Here is a 21,856-nt window from a genome sequence, read left to right on the forward strand (position 1 = left end):
TTCAGTACCCGATACATCGAAATGCTCATAGCTATGGTTTATTCGCTGAGATAAAAAGGTTGAGAAACCCTGAATTTTCAATAAAAAACACTTGATTATATGAGGAGGATAACTGATTATGGCATTATTTGGATTAGGAAAAAAGAAAGAAGAAACAAAGTCGTTATGTTGCTGTGGCGGAACCTGCACGCCTGACACAATGGAAAAGGCAGAAGAAAAGAAAACAGGTATGGGAGTAAAGGTTCTTGGTGGTGGTTGTGCAAAGTGTAATCAACTTGAAGCTGCGACAGTAGAAGCATTAACCGAGTTAGGTATGGATACAACTATTGAACATATCAAAGACTGGGGAGAAATTGCCTCCTATGGAGTAATGACAACTCCTGCTTTAGTGATAGACGGAAAAGTTGTTTCCTTTGGAAAGGTATTAAAGAAAGATGAGGTTGTAAAAATTCTTAAAGAGGTCAGAGGCTAATGGAAAAGAAGAAAATTGCTTTTATTTGTGTTCATAACTCATGTCGAAGTCAAATAGCTGAGGCATTAGGGAATCATTTGAGAGGTAATGATTTTGAATGTTACTCCTGTGGTACAGAAACGAAGCCACAGATAAATCAGGATGCGGTCAGACTGATGAAAGAACTATATGGGATTGATATGGAAGAGAAACAGTTTAGTAAAACTTATGATAGAATTCCGACACCCGATATTGCGATTTCAATGGGATGTGATGTAGGATGTCCGTATATTGGCAGAGCATTTGATGATAACTGGAGTTTACCAGACCCAACAGGACAAGGTGATGAAGTCTTTAAAGAAGTAATCAAGCAAATTGAGAGAAAAATTTGGACCATCAGCTATGACTTGACAAAAAATGAAGATTAGAGTAAACTACTAATGTTCAAAAACGAACAGTTCAAAATGAAAGAAGATGTGTTTGTGAAAAATTATTTTGCACATTGTGTTGATGTAGAAGAATTGTATGAAAATATGGTATCTCCTGTTTGTGAAAAATACGAATTGACCTATATGGAGTTTACAGTTCTTATGTTTTTAGCAAATAATCCCCAGTATGATACAGCTACTCAAATTGTTAGATATCGTCATCTTGCTAAATCCCATGTATCTGTTTCCATTCGTTCCTTACAGGAAAGAGGATTGGTGTTAGGTGAACATAGGGAAGGAAATCACAGAACCATTCACTTAAGTGTGGCTGACAAAGCAAGAGATATAATTGCGGATGGGCGTGTGGCGCAAGGCAAATTTTGTGAAATAGTATTCGCGGGATTTTCAAAAGAAGAAATAGAAGCCCTATATAGGTTTACAGAGCAAGTAAACAGAAATATCAAAGAATATTTGAATGATTAGGAGATGTTTATCGTGGAAAATAGCAAGGATTTTTTAGGTACGCAGCCCGTTGGAAAACTGCTTTTTAAGTTGGCAATTCCTACGGTGATAGCACAGTTGATCAATATGTTGTATAACATTGTTGATAGAATCTTTATCGGTCATATACCGGATGCAGGCAGTCTTGCTCTGACGGGTGTCGGTGTGACCATGCCTATTATTATGATTGTGTCGGCATTTGCAGGACTTGTAAGTTCAGGAGGTGCGCCACGTGCTTCTATTTCGATGGGAAAAGGAGATATGGACAGTGCAGAGCAAACGCTTGGTGGATGTTTTCTTTTACAGGTAATTGTTTCAATCATTCTGACAGTGGTACTTTTACTGTTTGGAGAAAATTTGCTGTTAGCTTTTGGAGCCAGTGAGAACACCATTTCGTATGCTGCTTCATATCTGAATATTTATGCTTATGGAACGTTATTTGTGCAGTTGACCTTGGGCATGAATGCATTTGTAACTGCTGAAGGGTTTACAAGGATATCCATGGTATCCGTTGCTATCGGAGCAATTCTAAACATTGTGCTTGATCCGATTATGATTTTTGGATTAAATATGGGTGTTCGTGGTGCTGCTTTGGCAACTGTTATTTCGCAGGCAGTTTCATGTATCGTCGTTGTGGCATTTTTGTGCAGTAAGAAATCAATACTTAGACTGAAACGTAAGAATTTGAATATAAAGCCCAAAGTTGTGTTCCCATGCATAGCACTTGGAACCGCAGCATTTATTATGCAGGCGAGTGAGAGCGTTATATCCGTATGCTTCAATTCTTCCCTGCTGAAATATGGCGGAGATATTGCGGTAGGTGCAATGACGATTCTTACCAGTGTCATGCAGTTTGCAATGCTTCCTTTACAGGGAATTGCACAGGGAGCGCAGCCAATTACAAGCTATAATTATGGAGCAAACAATACGGAACGTGTAAAAAAGACTTTTCGTGTTTTATTAACTACATGTCTGATTTATTCTGTCACACTTTGGCTGGCGGTAATGCTTTTGCCACAATTCTTTGTAAGTATTTTTACTCCGGAGACAGCGATGATCGAGTTTGCATCAAAAGCTCTGCGTATCTATATGGCAGTCATGTTTTTATTTGGTATTCAGATTGCATGCCAAATGACCTTTACAGCTCTTGGCAATGCGGCAAGTTCTATCATTGTGGCAGTTACAAGAAAATTTATTCTGCTGTTACCATTGATTTATATTATGCCACATATGGTTTCAGACAAAACCATGGGTGTTTACCTTGCAGAGCCGGTAGCAGATTTCATAGCAGTAACCTTTACTGCAATTTTGTTTTATTTCCAGTTTAGGAAAGCGATGAACAAGATTGAATCATAGTTTATATAGTCGTTAAGGAGAATTTCTTCTTGACGGCTATTTTTGTTTATAAAAAAATAATAAGTATTGGATTGACAAGTATCCGAAATCAGACTAAGAAAGGAAGGTGTTATGAATAAAGTTTCACAGTTACAATTAGAACGTATGAGGTATATGAGTCCATCTATAAGCAGGCAAAGTCATCAATATATGTTGTTGATAATTATATTGGATTAAGAACGCTGGTACACCTTAAGAATTCTCCGACCGGAGTAAATATTACTTTGTTCAGCGATAATGTTGGAAATAATAAACTTCATAATATAGAATTTACGGATTTTTGCAAAGAATATCCATCCGTAAAAATATCAATGAAAAAGACAGGAGGTATATTTCATGATCGATTTATAGTGTTGGATTATGGAACTGCAGATGAAAGGTTTTTCTTATGTGGTGCTTCGTCAAGGGATGCAGGAGCTAGAATAACCAGTATTGTTGAAGATTATGGAATATCTAAATATGCCCCTGTGATTGCCACACTGTTAAAAAATCCGATGTTGATTTTACCACAATAGGGGGGAGTGAATGTATTGGAAAAGAAAACAAAATGCTACATATATACTTGTGTATCAACAGCAATTCAGGTTGATGGTTACAGCTTGGATGTACAGAAGGACAAGCTTTGAAAATATGCAGAATTCCAGGATATGGAGATTGTAGAAGAATATTACGATGAAGGGCTTTCCGGTAAGAATATAAAAGGTCGTCAGGAATTTATGCGGATGCTGAATGATATTGAAGATGGCAAGGACGGAGTTGATTTCGTCCTGGTATTTAAATTATCCCGATTTGGCAGAAATGCAGCGGATGTACTCAGCTCTTTACAGATTATGCAGGATTATGGAGTGAATCTTATTTGTGTAAAAGATGGAATTGACGGTTCAAAAGAAGCTGGAAAATGGTGAACTTGTTATTACAGAGGATGTTACTGCATATCTATTAACTTTATCTGGGTCACTGTGGTTTCTGAGTGGCCCGGAGAAACAGAGTATAGATACATTATTTTTATGGAAAAAAGGTAAGATTGCTCGTATAATGAGTTTAGAAAATTTTAAGTAAACAATGGATTGGAGCTTGGACGCAGACCGTTTGCAGAATGGAGATTAAAATGAAGTTACGAAATGTGCTTATTGTTGTTAAAGATATAGAACAATCCAAGAAGTATTACCATGACTTATTTGGTCTGGAAATGCTTTTGGATAATGGTGGAAATATGATTCTTTCCGAGGGGCTTGTGCTTCAGGAAGAGGAATGTTGGAAAGATTTTTTGCAGGAGGATGTTCTGCCAAGAAATAATCATAGTGAGCTTTATTTTGAGGAGGCAGAGATAGAAAGTTTTGTGGACAAATTGGAACGCCTATATCCGGAAACAGAGTATGTTAATCCGTTGACGACACATAGTTGGGGACAGAAAGTCATTCGTTTTTATGATCTTGATGGGAATTTGATCGAAGTGGGAACACCGGTATAAGGCGATTTGACGGGACAGCGATCAAAAACACAATTGGTGGCACAAAACGTCAAATGCAGGCATTGTTGGCAATCTTACAATTAGGACTGCAATTACCATACAGCAAGTGTTAAAATAAAACATAGTTGATTATTCGACTTAGAATCTTAGAGGAGGGAATCCTATTTGAAAAAGAAAAAAGACGAAGTAACTATTCGTTCCAGTGCAGCAGAATACTTAACCTATGTTGCCTCTGTCGGTGATCAGCAGGACAGTATTGAGCTGCGCTACGAGAATGAGAATATATGGCTGACACAGAAGATGATGGCTACACTATATGACATTGGTTTGCCAACGATAAATGAACATATTAAAAAGATTTATGCAGATAGTGAATTAGAAGAGTCTGCAACTATCCGGAATTTCCGGATAGTTCAAACTGAGGGTTCGCGTCAGGTGTCTCGTGATACAAAGCATTATAATCTTCAAATGATCATTGCGGTCGGATTCAAGGTGAACAATGAGCGAGCAGTGCAGTTTCGTAAATGGGCCAACAGCATTGTCAAGGACTATACCATCAAAGGCTGGGTTATGGATGATGAGCGTCTGAAAAATGGTGGTTCCGTACTTACAGTAGAATATTTCGACCGTTTGCTTGAGCAGATTCGTGAAATCCGCCTCTCTGAGCGCAGATTTTATCAAAAGATAACAGACATCTATGCGACAGCTCTTGATTATGACCGAACAGCAAAAACATGTAAAATGATTAAAAATGTGAAGGTGACGGAGGTGTCGAACCATTATGAGTAATGTGAAGGAATACAAAGATGTAGTGGCATTTCACCCTGGATATTATATTGCAGATATTATTGACGATATGGAAATAAGTCAGAATGAGTTTGCCACAAGGATGGGAACAACAGCAAAGACATTAAGTAAGTTGATCAATGGGCAGGCTAATATTTCAAATGACTTAGCAAAGAAGCTTTCTGTAATGCTTGGAACGAGTGTAGAAGTTTGGCAGAATTTACAGAATACTTATGATCAAAAGTTGATTGAGATACAGCAGGTTAGCCTGTTTGCTCATGTGTAAGATGTGGACATTGCTTAAGTACTTTGTTGATTAATTTGGTTAATCCGGATTTGAATCTTGGGAAAAGTTTTGGTTGAACAGAGGTTTGGATGATGATAAGATTTAGTTGGGGCAATAGTGAACACATGAGTTCACATTTCATAACTAAGAAGTAATGGATTGGAGAAGTGCTTATGGCAGATAAAATTGGAACCGATGAATATGGGGAAATACTTATATATCAGACTGATGATGGGCAGACAAATATAGAAGTTAAAATAGAAGATGATACAGTATGGCTGACACAACAGCAGATGTCAGAATTATTCCAAACTTCTCGAACAAATGTAGTAGAACATATTAAGCATATTTATGAGGAGGGTGAATTAGACGAAATTTCAACCTGTCGGAATTTCCGACAGGTTCGAAAAGAAGGAAATCGTGAGGTGACAAGGCAGATTCCTCATTATAATCTTGATATGATAATATCTCTTGGATACCGTATTAAATCAGTGATTGCAACAAGATTCAGGCAGTGGGCAACAAAGCGGTTAAAAGAATATATGATTAAGGGATTTACGATAGATGACGAGCGTTTGAAAGGAAATGGTGGAGGAAATTACTGGAAAGAGTTACTTGACAGAATCAGGGATATAAGATCTTCAGAAAAGGTCTTGTATCGTCAGGTTCTTGATTTGTATGCTACGAGTGTAGATTACAATCCTCATAGCGAAGAGTCTGTTAGATTCTTTAAAATTGTTCAGAATAAACTTCACTATGCAGCACATGGTCATACTGCGGCAGAGGTTATATATCAGCGGGCAGATGCAGAAAAGCCATTTATGGGGCTTACTTCATTTGCCGGAGAGTTACCGGCATTAAAGGATATAGGAATTGCAAAGAAATATCTTGAAGAAAATGAACTCAAAGTATTAAACAATCTTGTTTCTGGTTATTTTGATCTGGCTGAAATTAATGCAATTGAGCATAAGCCAATGTATATGGATGATTATGTTAAGCAGCTGGATAGCGTGTTGTCATCCGGAAATAGAAAACTTTTAACTGGAGTTGGTTCTGTAAGTCATAAACAGGCGTTGGAGAAAGCAAAGTCAGAATACAGAAAATATCAGGAGATTACTTTGACGCCAGTCGAAAAAGCATATCTTGAAAGCATTAAAGAAGTTTCCAAGGAAGTGAAAAGGAGATAACATGAGATTGCATACATATTATGTGTTTTAAATTGGGGAAACAGTGTTTACCAAATTAAACAAGTCAGATTATTACTTGAGGAAGGACAAGAGGATAACAAATGAGCAAAAAAATACACAGAGTGCCGGTTGTTCTTGATGCAGGAGAAATTAAGGATTTGCCACCGGAAGATATTCGGATGATTTTAAGAGGTGCAGATGAACTGATTTTTACCGGTGGGAGAAACATGCTTGCCAAACTATTAAAAGGTTCCAAGGATAAAAAGATATTGGAATACAAACTGAATGAATGCCCGGCGTATGGATATTATCATAACCTAAAACTAAATGATATTAGCAAATGTGTTGATTGGATGATTGAGAAAGATTACCTCAGGATTAAGTATGATTATCGACTTCCTTTATTGGTGTTTTCCGAACAAGGATGGGAGATAGAAAAGGAAACATTTGCGGAAGAACTTTATCAAAGATTTTGTTTGGATGTTAAAGAAAAACATGCCCGTGTCATTTTTGAATTGAAAGAGGTAAATAGACAGGTTGTTTTGCGTGTGCTTGACAAAATAGAGGCAGAAGGAACAGATGAATTTCTAGCTTGCTTAGAAGCGTGGAGACGAATGGAAGTGAAAAAAGTTGCAGCACGGATCACAGATGTTGAAACTACGATTAAAAACAGAACAAACCTATCAGAATAGAAAATGAGTTTGATTTTTTAACGGAGGACGGTACAATGGCGAATGAAGAAAAAGAATTATATAAGTTTGTGAACGATCCGAAATATCGAAGCAAAGTGATTGCTAAAATTCACAAGAATAGTGACAATGCCTATAATAAGCGGATCAAGAAGATTGAACATGAGAGAGATGCACTGTCTAAAAAGAGAACTCGCGAAATTACGCGTATTGCCAATGACAGATGGGAAAGCCTGGCTGGCGGAGCAATCGGGGTCAATCGGACAGAAGGAAAAATACAGATCAATAATACAACGGTCTTATTTTCGAGCATTCGGGGTGCGGAAATGAACATGATGACCGGTTGCCGTGTTGTCACCCGGGAGAGTTCCAAAACCAAATCAAAGAAACATGCCTCTTTAGGAGGCGCTGTAGCCGGAGGCATGCTATTTGGACCGCTTGGAGCAGCAGTTGGGGCTGTTGGGCTTGGCGAAATGGATGGAAAGACCATCGGGACTACGGTGTCTGATCAGATACCTACCTGTACTCATCTGGGCGTTATGGTCAATATTGATGGTTTTATGTCAGAGGTGGTATTGCTCTCGAATCAAGTAGACCAAACGAGTGCTGCATTTGTAAATGCCAGAAATGAAGCACAGAGTATTATTGCGCAGCTTGGCAAATTGGCTAAGATGCCTGTTCCATCGCACTTTTTGCAGCCGGAGGAGGAACAGTCTGTGAAAGAGATCGAAGCGCAGATCGCGGCCAAGCAGTCAGAGCTCCAGATCGCCATCAACGACAGACCAACATATGATATTCCGGCTATGTACCGCACTCCAGAGCAGCGGGGAATGTCGGATGAGCAGTATTTGCAGTATTTAAATAATACAGATGCACAAAGAATGTCACAAAGTGCAGCGTATGAGGATGCATTAAAAGGGATACAAGCGGAGCAGAAGGCAGTTTGGCAGACCAAAAGCGAAGCAGAACGAGCTGAAAGAAACGCGCACATAGAGCAGAGAGTGGATAATGCAGGTTATCTGAGTACGCTCAGTTCGGTTGCCACATTGATCTATAATATTATTTTTTGGTTTCTGTCTGTATTTGTGCTGTTCTTTGCTATTGCAGGATTTGCAAATGCAGGTATTGTGAGTGGTATTATTTATTTGATCACAGCGATAATGATCAATCCGCTGGTTGGCGATCATATTCGGGATAAGGGCGCTGCATTTCCCAAATGGGCGGTTATTATTATATTGATAGTTGGATTTCTGGCGGGAGCGTTGACGTTTCCGATCACGGATACGTCCTCTAATAAAACAGCGAGTATAGAAAGAGTAAATTTTTGAAAGATATTCTCATTTAGCGTTGCGTTGATTTCTTTTTTGTGTATAATGATAACTGAGGTCGTTCGATATGCATTGTGCCTGTCAGAGGATGACGGTGCTTGATCTTGCATACGAAGGTCATAATATAATAAAAACAGGGGAGCTTGAATATAGCAGGCTGAGAGGAAGTGCTCAAACTTCGACCCTTTAACCTGATGCGGATAATGCCGCCGTAGGAAGTCATGATAAGAAGATTTTGCAGGAGGCATCAGATGTCTCCTGTTTTTTTACTTTATTGGATTAAAGTGTCAGCGGATTTTGGCACTAGGATCCATTACCAACAGAGGAGGAGAAGCATGGTAAAAGTAAATGGTGAGTTGTTAGATCTTGCAGGAAAGACAATTTCTGAATATCTGACAACAACAGAGTATGATCCAAAGCGAATTGCGGTAGAGCGCAATGGAGAAATTGTTTTTAAATCGCAATATGATGATGTGGTTTTGCAGGATGAAGACAGCATAGAAGTTGTCAGCTTTGTAGGAGGTGGTTGATGAAATGTCGATGAACAGGGAACAGAGCTCTGCTATCCCCACAAAGGAAGAATGGATGGCGGCGCTCACGATGCGCCATGGAGAGGAACGGCAGAAAGCATTTTCGGCTGCAACAGTTGCTGTTTGTGGATTGGGCGGACTTGGCTCGAACATAGCGACCGCATTGGCGCGTGCCGGCATTGGTAAATTGATCTTGATGGATTTTGACTGCGTGGATATTACGAATCTTCACCGTCAGCAGTACAAGATCACGCAGATCGGAATGCCCAAGACAGAGGCGATGGTACAGAATCTGCGGGAGATCAATCCTTATATTGATACGGAGATACATACTGTGCGCATTACAACGGAAAATGCGGTTGCTCTTTTGCAGGAGGCGGACATTGTATGTGAAGCGTTTGACAATCCGGAAGCGAAGGCAATGCTTACGAACCTCGTGTTGGAGCAGTTTCCACAAAAGTATTTTGTGGCGGGCTCCGGTATGGCGGGATTTGGGGATCCTAATATGATCCGGACGCGGAAATTGACGGAGCATTTTTATTTGTGCGGTGATGGATGCAGTGATGTTGCGGACGGCGTTGGATTAGTGGCGTCCAGAGTGATGATCTGTGCGGCACATCAGGCACATACGATCCTGCGCATCCTCGCAAAGGAGCAGTAGACAGCAAACTAAAAGGTTGGTTTCACAACGGAAAGAAGCAGCCGGCCAAAAACAGACGCTGGTTTCACAACGGGAAGCAGCAGCCGGCTAAAAACAGACGCTGGTTTCACAACGGAAAGAAGCAGCCAAATAAATGACACATACAACAGAAATGGAGATTATCATGAAAAATGACAAATTAGTAATTGGTGGACACGAGTTCAACTCTCGTTTTATTTTAGGTTCTGGAAAATATTCCATGAAGTTGATCGAGGCGGCAGTAAAAGATGCCGGAGCGGAGATTATTACGCTTGCAGTGCGTCGTGCCAATACGAAAGAGCAGGAAAATATTTTGGATTACATTCCGGAAGGGATAACGCTATTGCCGAATACCAGTGGCGCCAGAACGGCTGAGGAAGCCATTCGTATTGCACGTTTGGCGCGGGAACTGGGCTGCGGCGATTTTGTTAAAGTAGAGATCATGCGCGACTCGAAGTATTTATTGCCGGACAATCAGGAAACGATCCGTGCAACAGAAATTCTTGCGAAAGAAGGATTTGTGGTTATGCCATATATGTATCCGGACCTCAATACGGCTAGGGATCTTGTGAACGCCGGTGCATCTTGCGTGATGCCGTTGGCTTCACCGATTGGATCCAACAAAGGATTGGCTACGAAGGAGTTTATTCAGATATTGATCGATGAGATCGACCTTCCGATCATTGTAGATGCCGGTATTGGAAAACCATCGCAGGCGTGTGAAGCAATGGAAATGGGTGCAGCGGCGATCATGGCAAATACAGCACTTGCAACCGCAGGAGATCTGCCAATGATGGCATCTGCGTTCAAGGCAGCGATCGAGGCCGGAAGAAAAGCATATCTGGCGGGAATTGGAAGGGTATTGACGCGTGGTGCATCTGCTTCCGATCCGTTGACCGGATTTTTGCGCGACTAAGGCGATACAGATTAAGGTGTCAAAAAGTTTGAATAGCTCTATCATAGAAAGGGACTATAGACACCATAATCCTATCATAGAAAGGGACTATTGACACCATAATCCTATATAGGAAAGGAATATAAAATGGAAAATCAATTTTTAGTAGATTCTGAGTATCTTTCCCCGGAGGCTCTTGCGGTAAAGCACCGTCTTGAGACAGATCCTTCTTCCAGAAAAGATCATATGGAATATTTACCGGGAATGGAGATCATTGAGTCAGACGTCTGTGGTAAGGTGATGACTCAGATGAAACAGTATGAGGCAGATCGTTATACGGCAAAAGATGTGCGGGCGGCATTAGAGCATGAGACATGTACAATTGAGGATTTTAAGGCGTTGATCTCTCCGGCAGCAGAACCCTTTTTGGAGCAGATGGCGGAGCGTGCACGAAGGGAAACGAGTAAACATTTCGGTAACACGGTGTATCTTTTTACACCGTTATATATTGCCAATTATTGTGAAAATTACTGCGTGTATTGTGGCTTTAATTGCTATAATCACATCAACCGCATGAAGCTGACGATGGAGCAGATCGAAAAGGAAATGAAAGTTATTGCGGATTCCGGCATGGAAGAAATTTTGATCCTGACCGGCGAGAGCAGAGGGCAAAGTTCGGTAGATATATTGGAGAAGCCTGTAAATTAGCGAGAAAATATTTTCGGATGGTTGGACTTGAAATCTATCCGGTCAATACCGATGAATATCGTTATTTGCATGAGTGTGGCGCAGACTATGTAACGGTATTTCAGGAAACCTATGACATGGACAAGTACGAAACGCTGCATTTGATGGGACACAAGCGCGTGTGGCCTTATCGCTTTGATGCGCAGGAGCGAGCACTGCGGGGAGGAATGAGAGGCGTGGCATTTTCGGCGTTGCTTGGTTTGTCCGATTTTCGTAAAGACGCACTTGCCAGCGCACTTCATGTATATTATTTACAGAGAAAGTATCCGCATGCGGAAATGTCTCTTTCCTGTCCGAGACTAAGACCGATCATTAACAATGACAAGATCAATCCGTTGGATGTTCACGAAAAGCAGCTTTGTCAGATCATCTGTGCTTATCGCATTTTTCTGCCATTTGTGGGCATTACGGTATCCTCACGTGAGAGCGCTTCTTTTCGTGATGGCATTGTAAAAATAGCGGCAACGAAAGTATCAGCAGGGGTTTCTACCGGAATCGGGGATCACGACAGTAAGTACAATGGCAAAGAAAATGAAGAACCACAGGGCGATGAACAGTTTGAGATCAACGACAGCCGCAGTCTGGATAAGATGTATCAGGATATCGCGGAAGAGGGATTGCAGCCGGTCTTGAACGATTATCTTTATATCGGTTAGTTGCTCTGTAAATAAGGGGAAACCTTGTCAGAAGTGTCCCTATTAAAAGATGGAAAGGTGGAGGATAATGAGAAATTTTGATCCGAGTTTATATTTTATTACGGACAGTACCGGATTTACGGAAGAGAAGTTTTTGTACCGGGTCGAGCAGGCATTGATCGGAGGAGCAACGATGCTGCAGCTTCGTGAAAAAGAAAAGACGACCAGAGAATATATGGAGCTTGCTATCAAGGTGCATGCGCTCACGCAGAAGTTCAATGTGCCGTTATTGATTGACGATCGTGTGGATGTAGCACTTGCGGTTGATGCAGAGGGTGTACATGTTGGCGCCAGTGACTTGCCGGTTGCGGCAGCCAGACGTTTGATGGGCGATCATAAGATCGTTGGTGCGACGGCAAAGACAGTTCCTTGGGCTCAGGATGTCTATGAGCAGGGAGCCGATTACTTAGGCGTGGGAGCGATTTACCCAACAACAACTAAAGTAAAAACCGTGTTGACTTCGACAGATACACTGCGGGACATCTGTGAGGCAGTGCCTATCCCGGTCAATGCGATCGGCGGCCTGAATAAGGATAACCTGGATATATTGGACGGCATTCCAATCGCAGGGATCTGCGTAGTGTCGGCGATCATGAAAGCACCAGATCCGGCATTAGCGGCTAAAGAATTACGAGCACAGGCAGAGAAGCAAAAGAGTTCACAGAAAATTCACAAAAAATATTAGCACTCACTCTTGACGAGTGCTAATAATAGTGGTATAACATAATCAGAACGAAGGAAGAGGAAAGAAAAAGAAGTAAGATTCAAATCCCAAGTTCCAAAAATGTAACTTTTACATGTGTGAGCATTAAAAAGTTGAAGGAGGAATGACTTATGTTAATGCCTAGTATTTTTGGAGAAAACTTATTTGATGATTGGATGGATTTTTCATTCCCGGATATTGACAAGGCTTTGTATGGCAAGCATGCAAAGAACGAGATGAAAACAGATGTCCGTGAGACCGAAGATGGTTATGAATTGGATATCGACCTGCCTGGCTTTAAGAAAGATGAAGTCACAGCACAGTTGGATAACGGATATTTGACGATACAGGCATCCAAGGGCCTAGACAAAGAGCAAAAAGATAAGAAAGGCAAATATATCCGCAAGGAGCGTTATGCCGGTTCAATGAGCCGCAGCTTTTATGTTGGTGATGCGATCACGGAGGAAGATGTTCATGCGAAATATGAGGATGGTATCTTGAAACTGTCCGTGCCGAAGAAAGAAGCCAAAGCAGTAGAGCAGACGAAACACATTGCCATTGAAGGATAATGTGAGGTTAGAAAGTTTGTCCCTAACAAATAGATGGAATTGCAAAGGCTTTCGTGACCAGGGGCGTCATACCGTAAGGTATGGCGCCTTTTTGTGCTGTTTGGTGGCTGCAAAATGTTTTATTTATTGCTGATATAATAAGCAATATGTGGTTGTGGAGAATTTGAGGTATGGCAGGTTTGAGTATTTTATTTCATTGTGAATACATCTTGATTGTGCTAAAATAAAACAGACTGTGAGAATGAACATTTTGCAGTAGAGGATTAACATATATGACAATAAATTCTTTGTTTGCTACACTGTTATAGCGAATATATAGTGGCAGGAGGTATGAAATGAGGTACTATAAAAAAGCAATCGCAGCGATCATGGCTGTTGCTGTTTTGGTCGGATTGGAACCATATATAGAGAGGATTAATATTCACGGTGTGCAATATGCCTCTGCACAGACATCAGAAGATACTATAGAGACATCAGCACAACTGTCGGAAAGTGCAACGGGAATCCCTACACAGACACCGGACGTCACACAAGGAGTATCTGCGTGTGATTATTATCAAAATATGTCAACCATTGGAAAAGATACATCGGTTGTCACGATATCCAATGCGGACGATCTTCGTGCTTATATGAAGATTATGCAAAAAGTGACCGGATTTGGGTTGACTTTTGTGCAGACAGCAGACATTGCGCTCAGTGACTACAACTTTCGATATGATAAATCTTTGAAACGTATTGCTGTTTATGATGGTGATACGTTAAAATGCACCGTTGCATCGAATGGAACTGCGTATCAGCCGGACAATTCCGATCGCAGCGCTTCGTATGCAGCACTTGGTATGTCAGAAGATTTTCTATGGTTACACGGTCACGATTTTCATGGTGTGTATCAGGGAAATCATCATCGGATATCGGGGGCTTTGCTTGGAGGATCGAGTGCGATTTTCGGAAATGCGAGAGGTGCAGTGGTCAATTTGGTTCTGGAAGGATGCGCAGAAATTGCGGCAACTGATTGTGCATTGTTTGCGAAGGAGTTACAGGGGGCGATTGTGAACTGTTGTGCCAGGAACTGCATCATAGTAGATGTGGAGCGTGGGTACGCAGCGTGGGATGTTGGTGCTTTTGCCAGCCGTGTGACGGAAAAAGCAGTTGTAGAACAATGCACCTCTGAGAACAATCAGGTGATTGCAGAAGATATATGTGGAGACAACATTAGTCTAAATGTTGGTGGAATCGCAGGCAGTAGTTATGGTTCTATTAGAGATTGCCGGGTGCAGGGAGGCGTTGTGCATGGAAGTAATGCCGGTGGAGTGAGCGGTCTAATATCTGCTGGCGAAATATCTGCTGGCGAAATTATGGGGTGCTGCAATTCCGCAGATGTTTATGGGGTGTATTATACCGGGGGGATTTGTGGCTGGAATGCAGCCATGACGTATTTGCAGATGTCTGAGTGTGTGAATGAGGGAACCGTACATGAGTGTTCCGAGACGAGTGGGAGTATGGGGCAATATGCAGGTGGGATTATCGGGTATACATTAAACGGAATTACGATTAACAGATGTCGTAATGCAGGAAATATCAGTTCCGGAGAGCAATCCTGTAATGCGGCACCGGTTAACGTAGGTGGTATATTGGGCGGTGGCTGGAATGACGGAAGCTGTGATTGGATCATTTCTAATACAGTTAATACCGGAACGTTGATCGAACGGCAGCATTCCATCAGCTATATTGGTGGCGTTGTCGGAGACGGTGCCTATCCTCTGCTAAGGCTTTCTAATATCGCGAACTTCGGAACGCTGCTCTATACAGTACAGGATACGTATGCAGAGGCGGCGATTGGCGGTATATTGGGCAGAGGCTGTGAGGCAGAACAGACAGGATCAACTATTTGGAATTTACTGCAGCAGCATGCCATGACGAACTGTGTAAATTATGGAACGGTGCAATTTGACAGTGATTCGAAAAGTGAAGAACAAATCGACTATCATGCGGTGACTGGTGGCGGACTATCCGGAAATGCTGCTGCGACCGCATGGAAAAATTGTTATGAAGCTTCGGTATCAGATCTGCCCCTATTTGGAAAAGAGGGGAATGGTACGATCATGGAGGTTCATCGGATCGATCGTGCACAAAGAGCAGGAGAGGCTTCTGCGGCGTTCATTAGTGAGAATGCAGCGTCTTATGCGCACACTTCCTCACTGGCTGAAGCCTTAAATGCATATGTTTCAGCACAGAATGGAGCGAAAGGGGATTATCTGTCTTGGCTGCAGGGAGACGATACGTATCCTACGTTAAATCTCACGATCGATCTGACGAGAAGCGGATATTCGACCGATAGACTGGTGGACGGTGCTTCCTTGTTGCCAAAACCAAGTGCGGCACCCACGAGTTCACCAACGAAAACACCGACAGCGAATCCAAGTGTTACGCCATCTGTGGCGCCGAACATCCGTCCGACAGCTAACCCAAGTGTTACGCCATCTGTGGCACCGAACATCCGTCCAACAGCGGTTCCGACGAAACGACCAACGGTTGTACCGACAAAGCGTCCGGCGGCACCGGCAAAGCACCCATGCAAACCCACGATAGCACCGAAGAAATATCCTGCACCGCGCGTGAAAGTAGTCCGCAAGAAGACCAAAGCCGGTCAGCGGTATATTCAGGTGTCTCTGCGCAAAAAACAAAATTGTTATTTGCAATTTTACCGTAAAACAAAACTTGGGTTCATGCGCTTAAAACTTAAGAAAAATCGGTTAAAAAACGGACACCGCAAGATTAACATTGCCTATAGCAGGAAGATGAAAACCGTGACGTACAAAATACGTATCTACAAGAAAGTAAACGGACGCCGGAGGTACAGCAAATTTACGAAAGTAAAGAAAATGCGGTTATCCTAGCGCATTACTTCTTAAACAGCTGTTGTGTCGGATGGGAAAAAACGGATAAAAAAATAAGAAATTGATAGACAGCTATGACATATAATTAAGAAAACAATAGACAAAATCAGTATATCAGCATTGATACACATAAGGGAGTAGTACAGACATTGGAAGACAAAAAGTATTGTATGAATTGTATGCAGCCATTGAGTTGGGATGGAACTTGTCCACATTGCGGTCTGGCAGCAGAGAAGATTTCGGATGCCCCGCATCATATTCCACATGGCAGTAAGTTATTTCATGGCAAATATTTGGTTGGTCGTGTGCTTGGTGAAGGTGGATTTGGTATTACATATATCGGTCTGGATCTGACGCTTTTAATCGCTGTGGCGATCAAAGAATATTTCCCAAATGGTCTGGTTTGGCGAAAATGCGATAAAACCAGATCATCTTATCAGGTTACCCCGTATACTCCGGAATCCAAAGTGTTATTCGAACGTGGCAAGGACGATTTTCTCAAAGAAGCCAGAGTGCTGTCACAGTTTGGCACACAGGAAGGCATTGTCCGTACACGCAGTTTTTTTGAAGAAAATGACAGTGTATATTTGGTTATGGATTATGTGCGTGGAGGCAGCATTAAGGATTATGTGAAACGGAATGGACCATTTTCACCACAAAATTGTTGGAATATATTGCACAATCCGATCCGGGCATTGCTGGACCTGCATCGGAGGGGTCTTGTTCATCAAGATGTCAGCCCGGATAACGTGATCATAAATGCAGAGGGCAATGGCGTATTGATTGATTTTGGCGCAGTCAGACATGCAAATGCCATTGATGACAAGACGCGGACTTCTATATACAAACAGGGATTCTCGGCATATGAACAATTGGAAAAGCGTGGCCAGAGGGGACCGTGGACAGACGTATACAGCTTATGCGCTACGATTTATTATATGTTGACCGGACAGGCACCTATAGATGCGACAGAGAGAGTATTTAATGACACGATCAAGCCATTGTGGGAGTATCCGGTGGATATTACCAAAGATGTGGCTGAAGTCATTATGCATGGACTGGCTGTGGAAAGCAGTACGAGATTGCAGACATTAGACGAGTTGTACGAAACGCTCTATGAGTGTCCGGCGCATCGTAAAGATATGGCAGAAGTTGTTGAGTCGGCATCTGTGCTTGGCGAGAGCCGTGAGGCTATGCGTGAGGAAGCACTTGGTAAGCAGAAAAGGCGGGAGCGGCATATTCATCATTTGTCGGATCAGTTAGAGCAGATGGAAAGACGCCGCAAACACAAAAAGTGGGTGGCCGCCTTTGGAATCATGGTTGGCGTTTTGGCAGTGATCAGCGGTATCAGGTATCGTCAGATGGCAGCAGATCATGGCAAAGCGGAGATGAAACCGCCAGTGATCGCTTCGGCAGAACCGACGAGACTTCCGGAAGATCAGGCGGGACGATCGGTAGTTCCACAGGCAGATGCGGCAACGGCTTCGACAGAACCGACACCAACTGCCACAGAGCCGGTACGGACGAAAAAGCCAAAGGCAACAAAGCACCCGGTACGGACGAAAAAGCCAAAGGCAACAAAGCACCCGGTACGGACGAAAAAGCCAAAGGTGATAAAGACACCGGAGGTAGCAGCGACACCGAAGCGGACCAAAGCACCGAAAAAAACTAAAAAACCAACAAAAATACATATGGATGGTGATATGGATGAGCTCACAGAGTAGTACGAGAAAGATTGCAGAGAAGATTGCGGTCATCAATGACCGATCCGTTTTTTTGGGATTCGATGTATATATGACATTAGAATTGTTGTGTAAGACGCCACAGCAGTGGATGGATGCAGATGTAGAGCAGCAGGCCGCCTGGCGTGTGGAAACATATAAAAAGCTAAATATGGTACTTGGCAAAAAGAAGATCGTGTCAAGGCCGACATTACGACGTTGGCTTGCGCTGGATGGGGAGAACGCAGTATTTCCCAAAAGAGAACAGATCCTAAAGATGGCGCTTGCTCTTTCTTTTGATGAAGAACAATTGCAGCGTTGTCTAAGACAAGGCATACAAGAACCGGGTATTCAGATCAATGATTACCAGGAAATATTATGTTTATATTGTGCGGCACATCATCTTGATAATAACAAATATGAGGATATGCTGCAGATCTTTGAACAGGAAGCGAGCGAGGACACGGAATTAAAGCAAAAGAGTCATACCAGCCAGCTATGGAATATGTACAGAGTGCAAAAAGACAAAGAACCGGCTGATTTTCTGGAATGGATGTTAGAGCATGCTTCGATGTTTAAGGGCTATGGTAAAATGGGACTGAAAGTGTTCCATGAATACCGGGAAAAGATCGTGTATTACGCCAACAAAGAAGTACATGAACGTCTTGTTCGTGCTTTGGAGCAGACGGATTTTGAGGAATGGTCGGCAGAACATGGATACAAGACACCGGATTATGATAGAGGTGTTGTGCAGTATTTGAAAAATAAAAAGCGACGTAAAGATCCGGGCATTGACCAAAATTCATTACGAAGCATACAACGGGATCATTTGCTGTATTATTCCAAAATGGAAAAGAATCTGGTGATGCTGCGCGAACTGTATGCAGCTATTTTGATCCCGCAGGAAGAGCGGGATAGTGGCAGGAGCATCGTTTTTCAGAAACAGCTTAAAAATATGCCGTCGGAATTTCACTTTATGACCGATGATTATGTATCTAAGCTATTGACGGTATCCAAGCAAAAGGAGTGTTTATTCCGATTATCCAGTGAGTATGCCAAGACGAGGGACAAGAAGTGGTCGATCAAGATAAAAAGTCAAAAACAGCGCTGTCGTCAGGTGCAGCGTTCGGATATCCTGCCTATGATCCAGTGGGTTGCAGTACACCGTTATCTGGAGGAAAATGAAAAGCAGGATAGGGAATACGATCAACAGGAAGCGAAAGAGATGTTTGAGCAGATGGCAGAGGAAGCCCTGCAAAAATGCGATATGGCACCATTAAATCCGAGATATCGGTTAGATTTTGTGCTGCTGTCCTGTTTTGGGGACACAGAGATGTCGTACCTGTCAGAAATATTATGTGAATATATTCAACCGGAAGAAGAGTAGAGTGGAAACACTCTACTCTTCTTCCGGTTTTTTCTTGGTTTGTAAGGTCTGCATTGCATTGCCTAGCATTTCGTAGGCATTATTTGATCTCGCCTCGTTTATGTCGTTCAAAGAAATCTTTTGTTTCCTTAGCAACAACACCGCTCAGTGCGAATAATGCGATCATATTTGGCAATGCCATCAATCCATTGAAGATATCTGCAATCGTCCAAACAGCTTTTACAGTCATATATGGTCCGATGAAGATCGCAAGGATATAAATATATCGGAAGATCTTCACATGCTTCATATTACCTCCGCTTAAGTATTCTAAGCAGCGCTCACTGTAATAATCCCATCCAAGGATCGTTGTGAAGGCGAAGAATACCAGACATAGCATTAACACAAAAGCAGCAAATTCATTCGGGAAAGGAAGTCCCTTCTGGAATGCATAAGTTGTTACCTGAACGCCCTCTAAGCCCGGTACTTTCCAGGCTCCGGTAAGTACAATAGACAGACCGGTCAATGTACAGATTACGATCGTATCAATAAAAGTACCGGTCATGCTGACAAGACCCTGGCGAACAGGCTCATTGGTCTGTGCAGCAGCTGCTGCGATCGGTGCACTACCAAGACCGGCTTCGTTGGAAAAGATACCTCTTGCAACACCTTTCTGCATAGCAACTAACATACTTCCTACGGCTCCGCCGGTGACGGCCTTCGGCGTAAATGCTGCAACAACGATTGTTTTAATTGCTGCCGGTAGTGCCGTAATATTGCAAAGAATTAAGATAATAACAACGACGAAATATAAAATTGCCATAAATGGTACAATAACCTGACTGACGCTTGCGATTCGCTTTACACCACCGATCAATACGGCGGCAACGCAGAACGTTAAGATCAAAGAAGCGATCACAACAGACCAGGAATAATCTGCCAAAAAAGGAATGGATTTTACACGGTGTGTATTATTTGGATCAAAGAAGTTGTTTACGGCACTGGAGATACCATTTACCTGACTAAAGGTACCGATGCCGAATAATCCAACGCATACGCCGAAAAATGCAAATATTTTTGCGAGCCATTTCCAACGCTTGCCCATTCCCTGCTCTATGTAATAGAAAGGACCGCCTAAGCTATGTCCATCTTTCGCAACAACACGATATTTTACAGCAAGTAATCCTTCGGAGAATTTTGTAGCCATTCCTAGGAAGGCTGCGACGATCATCCAAAATAAAGCACCGGGACCACCGGCACCTACTGCTGTTGCGACACCGACGATATTGCCGGTACCGATCGTAGCACTTAGTGCTGTACAAAGTGCCGAGAAACTAGAAATTTCACCTTCGCCACCTTCTTCGTTTTTGATCATCCACTTGAGTGCTAACGGAAGTTTGCGAACTTGAAGTAGTTTGATACGGGTTGTTAGAAGAAGTCCACCTGCCATGATCAATATGATCAGAGGGACGCCCCATACTAAATTGTCAACAGTTACGAGAAAATTATTGATTTCTTTCCACATTTTTTTTACCTTTCTTTTGTTTTCTGTCCTTTTACCTGAGAGATTCCAGCCATAGGCTTGTTGCACCTTCGGTATCTGCCAAAACCGCAGAATTCTCCAGAGAGTCGATCCATTTACAGTTACACCGTATTGCACGGCACCTGAGAGTGTTACTCCTTCGGCAGGTGAAACCACCATTTTCCTGTAAACTTCATATCGAAACACACAATATATACTATATAACGTCTCCTATTTTTTTTCAAGAAAAAAGAAAAAAGCATTGACAACTAATAGAAGTTAGATTATACTAACTACCGTGAAATAAAAATTATTTCGCATTATTTTTTGAAGGTGGGTTAGTAAACGCTAACTATAATAAGTTATAGAAAGAAGAGGGTACTGTGATGGCAAAAGAAGTGATTATTCAGAAAATGAAAGACTCCGGCTGCAGAATTACGAAGCAGCGTATGATACTCTTAGATATTATTCTGGAGGAGGATTGTTCTTGCTGCAAAGAAATTTATTTTAAGGCATCCAAGAAAGACTCCAAGATCGGTGTGGCAACCGTATATCGTATGATCAATTCTCTGGAAGAAATCGGAGTGATCAGCCGCAAGAATATGTTTAAGGTAATGTAGTTAATAGATTGTTTTGCAAAAGCATTTTATATAGGGGACAAAAACATATTGTGTGCATTTATGTTTTTATTCCGTATGAATTCTACAAAAAAGGCAGAAACTTATGTTGATGCCTTTTTTTGTTACTTTATAGGAAACTGCTCACTACAGTAACTTCCCATACCGGAAGTTACTGTTCAAACCACATATTGCTTATTATGACGATGGTCTAATTATATTTTGCAGCTATTAGATAGAGAATCCTGCCATCAAAAAAATATAGCAATTACCTTGCTAAACCGGGACATCTCAGGCACTCCTTTAGGCATGTATTCATCAGAGACTGAACAAAATGAGAAAACGTATCAGAAGTATGTATTGACGAATGGAAAGGAGTTAGTTATCATACAG

The 21,856-nt window shown here is 42.0% G+C and carries 20 protein-coding genes, 3 pseudogenes and 2 riboswitches; of the genes and pseudogenes, 22 read left to right on the plus strand and 1 reads right to left on the minus strand.

The annotated features are described in order from the left end of the window. The first annotated feature begins 118 nt into the window (after nucleotides 1-118). From DW981_RS08985 to DW981_RS09090, 21 genes and pseudogenes are all read left to right on the plus strand, one after another. Nucleotides 119-472: a thioredoxin family protein gene (locus DW981_RS08985; RefSeq protein WP_118501733.1), complete on the plus strand. Its 354-nt coding sequence runs from the start codon at nucleotides 119-121 to the stop codon at nucleotides 470-472. Continuing rightward, entirely contained in the window at nucleotides 472-879 is a 408-nt protein-coding gene (locus DW981_RS08990; RefSeq protein WP_118507479.1) for an arsenate reductase ArsC, read from the plus strand. The genes DW981_RS08985 and DW981_RS08990 overlap by 1 nt, the downstream gene beginning before the upstream one ends. Nucleotides 880-915: 36 nt before the next feature. Beyond that, entirely contained in the window at nucleotides 916-1,362 is a 447-nt protein-coding gene (locus tag DW981_RS08995) for a MarR family transcriptional regulator (RefSeq protein ID WP_182434208.1), read from the plus strand. 12 nt (nucleotides 1,363-1,374) lie between these two features. Beyond that, nucleotides 1,375-2,736, plus strand: coding sequence for an MATE family efflux transporter (locus DW981_RS09000; RefSeq protein ID WP_118507481.1), 1,362 nt, complete (start codon nucleotides 1,375-1,377; stop codon nucleotides 2,734-2,736). A gap of 263 nt (nucleotides 2,737-2,999) precedes the next feature. Continuing rightward, entirely contained in the window at nucleotides 3,000-3,290 is a 291-nt protein-coding gene (locus tag DW981_RS09005; RefSeq protein ID WP_347474551.1) for a hypothetical protein, read from the plus strand. Between the two features lie 15 nt (nucleotides 3,291-3,305). Continuing rightward, nucleotides 3,306-3,674: pseudogene (locus DW981_RS09010) on the plus strand (recombinase family protein); the annotation flags it as partial. A gap of 209 nt (nucleotides 3,675-3,883) precedes the next feature. After that, the gene (locus DW981_RS09020; RefSeq protein ID WP_118507483.1) at nucleotides 3,884-4,246 is read left to right on the plus strand and encodes a VOC family protein; all 363 of its coding nucleotides are present in this window, start codon (nucleotides 3,884-3,886) and stop codon (nucleotides 4,244-4,246) included. 165 nt (nucleotides 4,247-4,411) lie between these two features. Beyond that, a pseudogene (gene rhuM, locus DW981_RS09025) lies at nucleotides 4,412-4,978 on the plus strand (RhuM family protein); the annotation flags it as partial. Between the two features lie 49 nt (nucleotides 4,979-5,027). Beyond that, a complete protein-coding gene (locus tag DW981_RS09030) occupies nucleotides 5,028-5,318 on the plus strand; it encodes a HigA family addiction module antitoxin (RefSeq protein WP_243034703.1) in 291 nt (96 codons plus the stop codon). Nucleotides 5,319-5,491: 173 nt separating this feature from the next. Continuing rightward, nucleotides 5,492-6,505 (plus strand): virulence RhuM family protein, encoded by a 1,014-nt coding sequence (locus DW981_RS09035; RefSeq protein ID WP_118507484.1) that lies wholly within the window; start codon nucleotides 5,492-5,494, stop codon nucleotides 6,503-6,505. Nucleotides 6,506-6,606: 101 nt separating this feature from the next. After that, the gene (locus DW981_RS09040) at nucleotides 6,607-7,197 is read left to right on the plus strand and encodes an RQC-minor-1 family DNA-binding protein (protein ID WP_118507485.1); all 591 of its coding nucleotides are present in this window, start codon (nucleotides 6,607-6,609) and stop codon (nucleotides 7,195-7,197) included. Nucleotides 7,198-7,232: 35 nt separating this feature from the next. Beyond that, nucleotides 7,233-8,522 (plus strand): hypothetical protein, encoded by a 1,290-nt coding sequence (locus DW981_RS09045; protein WP_118507486.1) that lies wholly within the window; start codon nucleotides 7,233-7,235, stop codon nucleotides 8,520-8,522. Nucleotides 8,523-8,647: 125 nt separating this feature from the next. Continuing rightward, a riboswitch (TPP riboswitch) is annotated at nucleotides 8,648-8,757 on the plus strand. A 100-nt stretch (nucleotides 8,758-8,857) separates the two neighbouring features. Beyond that, nucleotides 8,858-9,052 (plus strand): sulfur carrier protein ThiS, encoded by a 195-nt coding sequence (gene thiS / locus DW981_RS09050; protein WP_022024584.1) that lies wholly within the window; start codon nucleotides 8,858-8,860, stop codon nucleotides 9,050-9,052. 4 nt (nucleotides 9,053-9,056) lie between these two features. Next, nucleotides 9,057-9,713: a thiamine biosynthesis protein ThiF gene (thiF, locus tag DW981_RS09055; protein ID WP_243034704.1), complete on the plus strand. Its 657-nt coding sequence runs from the start codon at nucleotides 9,057-9,059 to the stop codon at nucleotides 9,711-9,713. A 163-nt stretch (nucleotides 9,714-9,876) separates the two neighbouring features. Continuing rightward, the gene (locus DW981_RS09060) at nucleotides 9,877-10,647 is read left to right on the plus strand and encodes a thiazole synthase (protein WP_118507501.1); all 771 of its coding nucleotides are present in this window, start codon (nucleotides 9,877-9,879) and stop codon (nucleotides 10,645-10,647) included. A gap of 126 nt (nucleotides 10,648-10,773) precedes the next feature. Then, a pseudogene (gene thiH / locus DW981_RS09065) lies at nucleotides 10,774-12,029 on the plus strand (2-iminoacetate synthase ThiH). A gap of 67 nt (nucleotides 12,030-12,096) precedes the next feature. Next, nucleotides 12,097-12,753, plus strand: coding sequence for a thiamine phosphate synthase (gene thiE / locus DW981_RS09070; protein WP_118507487.1), 657 nt, complete (start codon nucleotides 12,097-12,099; stop codon nucleotides 12,751-12,753). A 149-nt stretch (nucleotides 12,754-12,902) separates the two neighbouring features. Further along, nucleotides 12,903-13,340 carry an Hsp20/alpha crystallin family protein gene (locus tag DW981_RS09075; RefSeq protein ID WP_022024589.1) on the plus strand — a complete coding sequence of 146 codons (438 nt, stop codon included), beginning with the start codon at nucleotides 12,903-12,905 and terminating at the stop codon, nucleotides 13,338-13,340. A gap of 335 nt (nucleotides 13,341-13,675) precedes the next feature. After that, on the plus strand, nucleotides 13,676-16,237 hold the full coding sequence (locus tag DW981_RS09080) for a hypothetical protein (RefSeq protein ID WP_118507488.1): 2,562 nt from the start codon (nucleotides 13,676-13,678) through the stop codon (nucleotides 16,235-16,237). A 149-nt stretch (nucleotides 16,238-16,386) separates the two neighbouring features. Beyond that, nucleotides 16,387-17,961, plus strand: a complete 1,575-nt coding sequence (locus DW981_RS09085; RefSeq protein ID WP_147352630.1) for a protein kinase — start codon at nucleotides 16,387-16,389, stop codon at nucleotides 17,959-17,961. Continuing rightward, nucleotides 17,945-19,345: a hypothetical protein gene (locus DW981_RS09090; RefSeq protein WP_118507490.1), complete on the plus strand. Its 1,401-nt coding sequence runs from the start codon at nucleotides 17,945-17,947 to the stop codon at nucleotides 19,343-19,345. The genes DW981_RS09085 and DW981_RS09090 overlap by 17 nt, the downstream gene beginning before the upstream one ends. A gap of 79 nt (nucleotides 19,346-19,424) precedes the next feature. Here the strand turns inward: DW981_RS09090 and DW981_RS09095 are convergent, their stop codons facing one another. Beyond that, entirely contained in the window at nucleotides 19,425-20,849 is a 1,425-nt protein-coding gene (locus DW981_RS09095; RefSeq protein ID WP_118507502.1) for an alanine/glycine:cation symporter family protein, read from the minus strand. 13 nt (nucleotides 20,850-20,862) lie between these two features. Then, nucleotides 20,863-20,959: riboswitch (glycine riboswitch) on the minus strand. A 273-nt stretch (nucleotides 20,960-21,232) separates the two neighbouring features. Here DW981_RS09095 and DW981_RS09100 point away from each other — a divergent pair. Beyond that, a complete protein-coding gene (locus tag DW981_RS09100; protein WP_022024653.1) occupies nucleotides 21,233-21,466 on the plus strand; it encodes a transcriptional repressor in 234 nt (77 codons plus the stop codon). Nucleotides 21,467-21,856 lie beyond the last annotated feature (390 nt).

The organism is Clostridium sp. AM49-4BH (assembly GCF_003478335.1).
Taxonomy (GTDB): Bacteria; Bacillota; Clostridia; order Lachnospirales; family Lachnospiraceae; genus Butyribacter.

What these genes read in the sequence shown, in the direction of transcription:
- DW981_RS08985 (WP_118501733.1), top strand. Translation starts at nt 119, where the DNA reads ATGGCATTATTTGGATTAGGAAAAAAGAAAGAAGAAACAAAGTCGTTA.
- DW981_RS08990 (WP_118507479.1), top strand. Translation starts at nt 472, where the DNA reads ATGGAAAAGAAGAAAATTGCTTTTATTTGTGTTCATAACTCATGTCGA.
- DW981_RS08995 (WP_182434208.1), top strand. Translation starts at nt 916, where the DNA reads ATGAAAGAAGATGTGTTTGTGAAAAATTATTTTGCACATTGTGTTGAT.
- DW981_RS09020 (WP_118507483.1), top strand. Translation starts at nt 3,884, where the DNA reads ATGAAGTTACGAAATGTGCTTATTGTTGTTAAAGATATAGAACAATCC.
- DW981_RS09030 (WP_243034703.1), top strand. Translation starts at nt 5,028, where the DNA reads ATGAGTAATGTGAAGGAATACAAAGATGTAGTGGCATTTCACCCTGGA.
- DW981_RS09035 (WP_118507484.1), top strand. Translation starts at nt 5,492, where the DNA reads ATGGCAGATAAAATTGGAACCGATGAATATGGGGAAATACTTATATAT.
- DW981_RS09040 (WP_118507485.1), top strand. Translation starts at nt 6,607, where the DNA reads ATGAGCAAAAAAATACACAGAGTGCCGGTTGTTCTTGATGCAGGAGAA.
- DW981_RS09045 (WP_118507486.1), top strand. Translation starts at nt 7,233, where the DNA reads ATGGCGAATGAAGAAAAAGAATTATATAAGTTTGTGAACGATCCGAAA.
- thiS (WP_022024584.1), top strand. Translation starts at nt 8,858, where the DNA reads ATGGTAAAAGTAAATGGTGAGTTGTTAGATCTTGCAGGAAAGACAATT.
- thiF (WP_243034704.1), top strand. Translation starts at nt 9,057, where the DNA reads ATGTCGATGAACAGGGAACAGAGCTCTGCTATCCCCACAAAGGAAGAA.
- DW981_RS09060 (WP_118507501.1), top strand. Translation starts at nt 9,877, where the DNA reads ATGAAAAATGACAAATTAGTAATTGGTGGACACGAGTTCAACTCTCGT.
- thiE (WP_118507487.1), top strand. Translation starts at nt 12,097, where the DNA reads ATGAGAAATTTTGATCCGAGTTTATATTTTATTACGGACAGTACCGGA.
- DW981_RS09075 (WP_022024589.1), top strand. Translation starts at nt 12,903, where the DNA reads ATGTTAATGCCTAGTATTTTTGGAGAAAACTTATTTGATGATTGGATG.
- DW981_RS09080 (WP_118507488.1), top strand. Translation starts at nt 13,676, where the DNA reads ATGAGGTACTATAAAAAAGCAATCGCAGCGATCATGGCTGTTGCTGTT.
- DW981_RS09090 (WP_118507490.1), top strand. Translation starts at nt 17,945, where the DNA reads ATGAGCTCACAGAGTAGTACGAGAAAGATTGCAGAGAAGATTGCGGTC.
- DW981_RS09095 (WP_118507502.1), bottom strand. Translation starts at nt 20,849, where the DNA reads ATGTGGAAAGAAATCAATAATTTTCTCGTAACTGTTGACAATTTAGTA.
- DW981_RS09100 (WP_022024653.1), top strand. Translation starts at nt 21,233, where the DNA reads ATGGCAAAAGAAGTGATTATTCAGAAAATGAAAGACTCCGGCTGCAGA.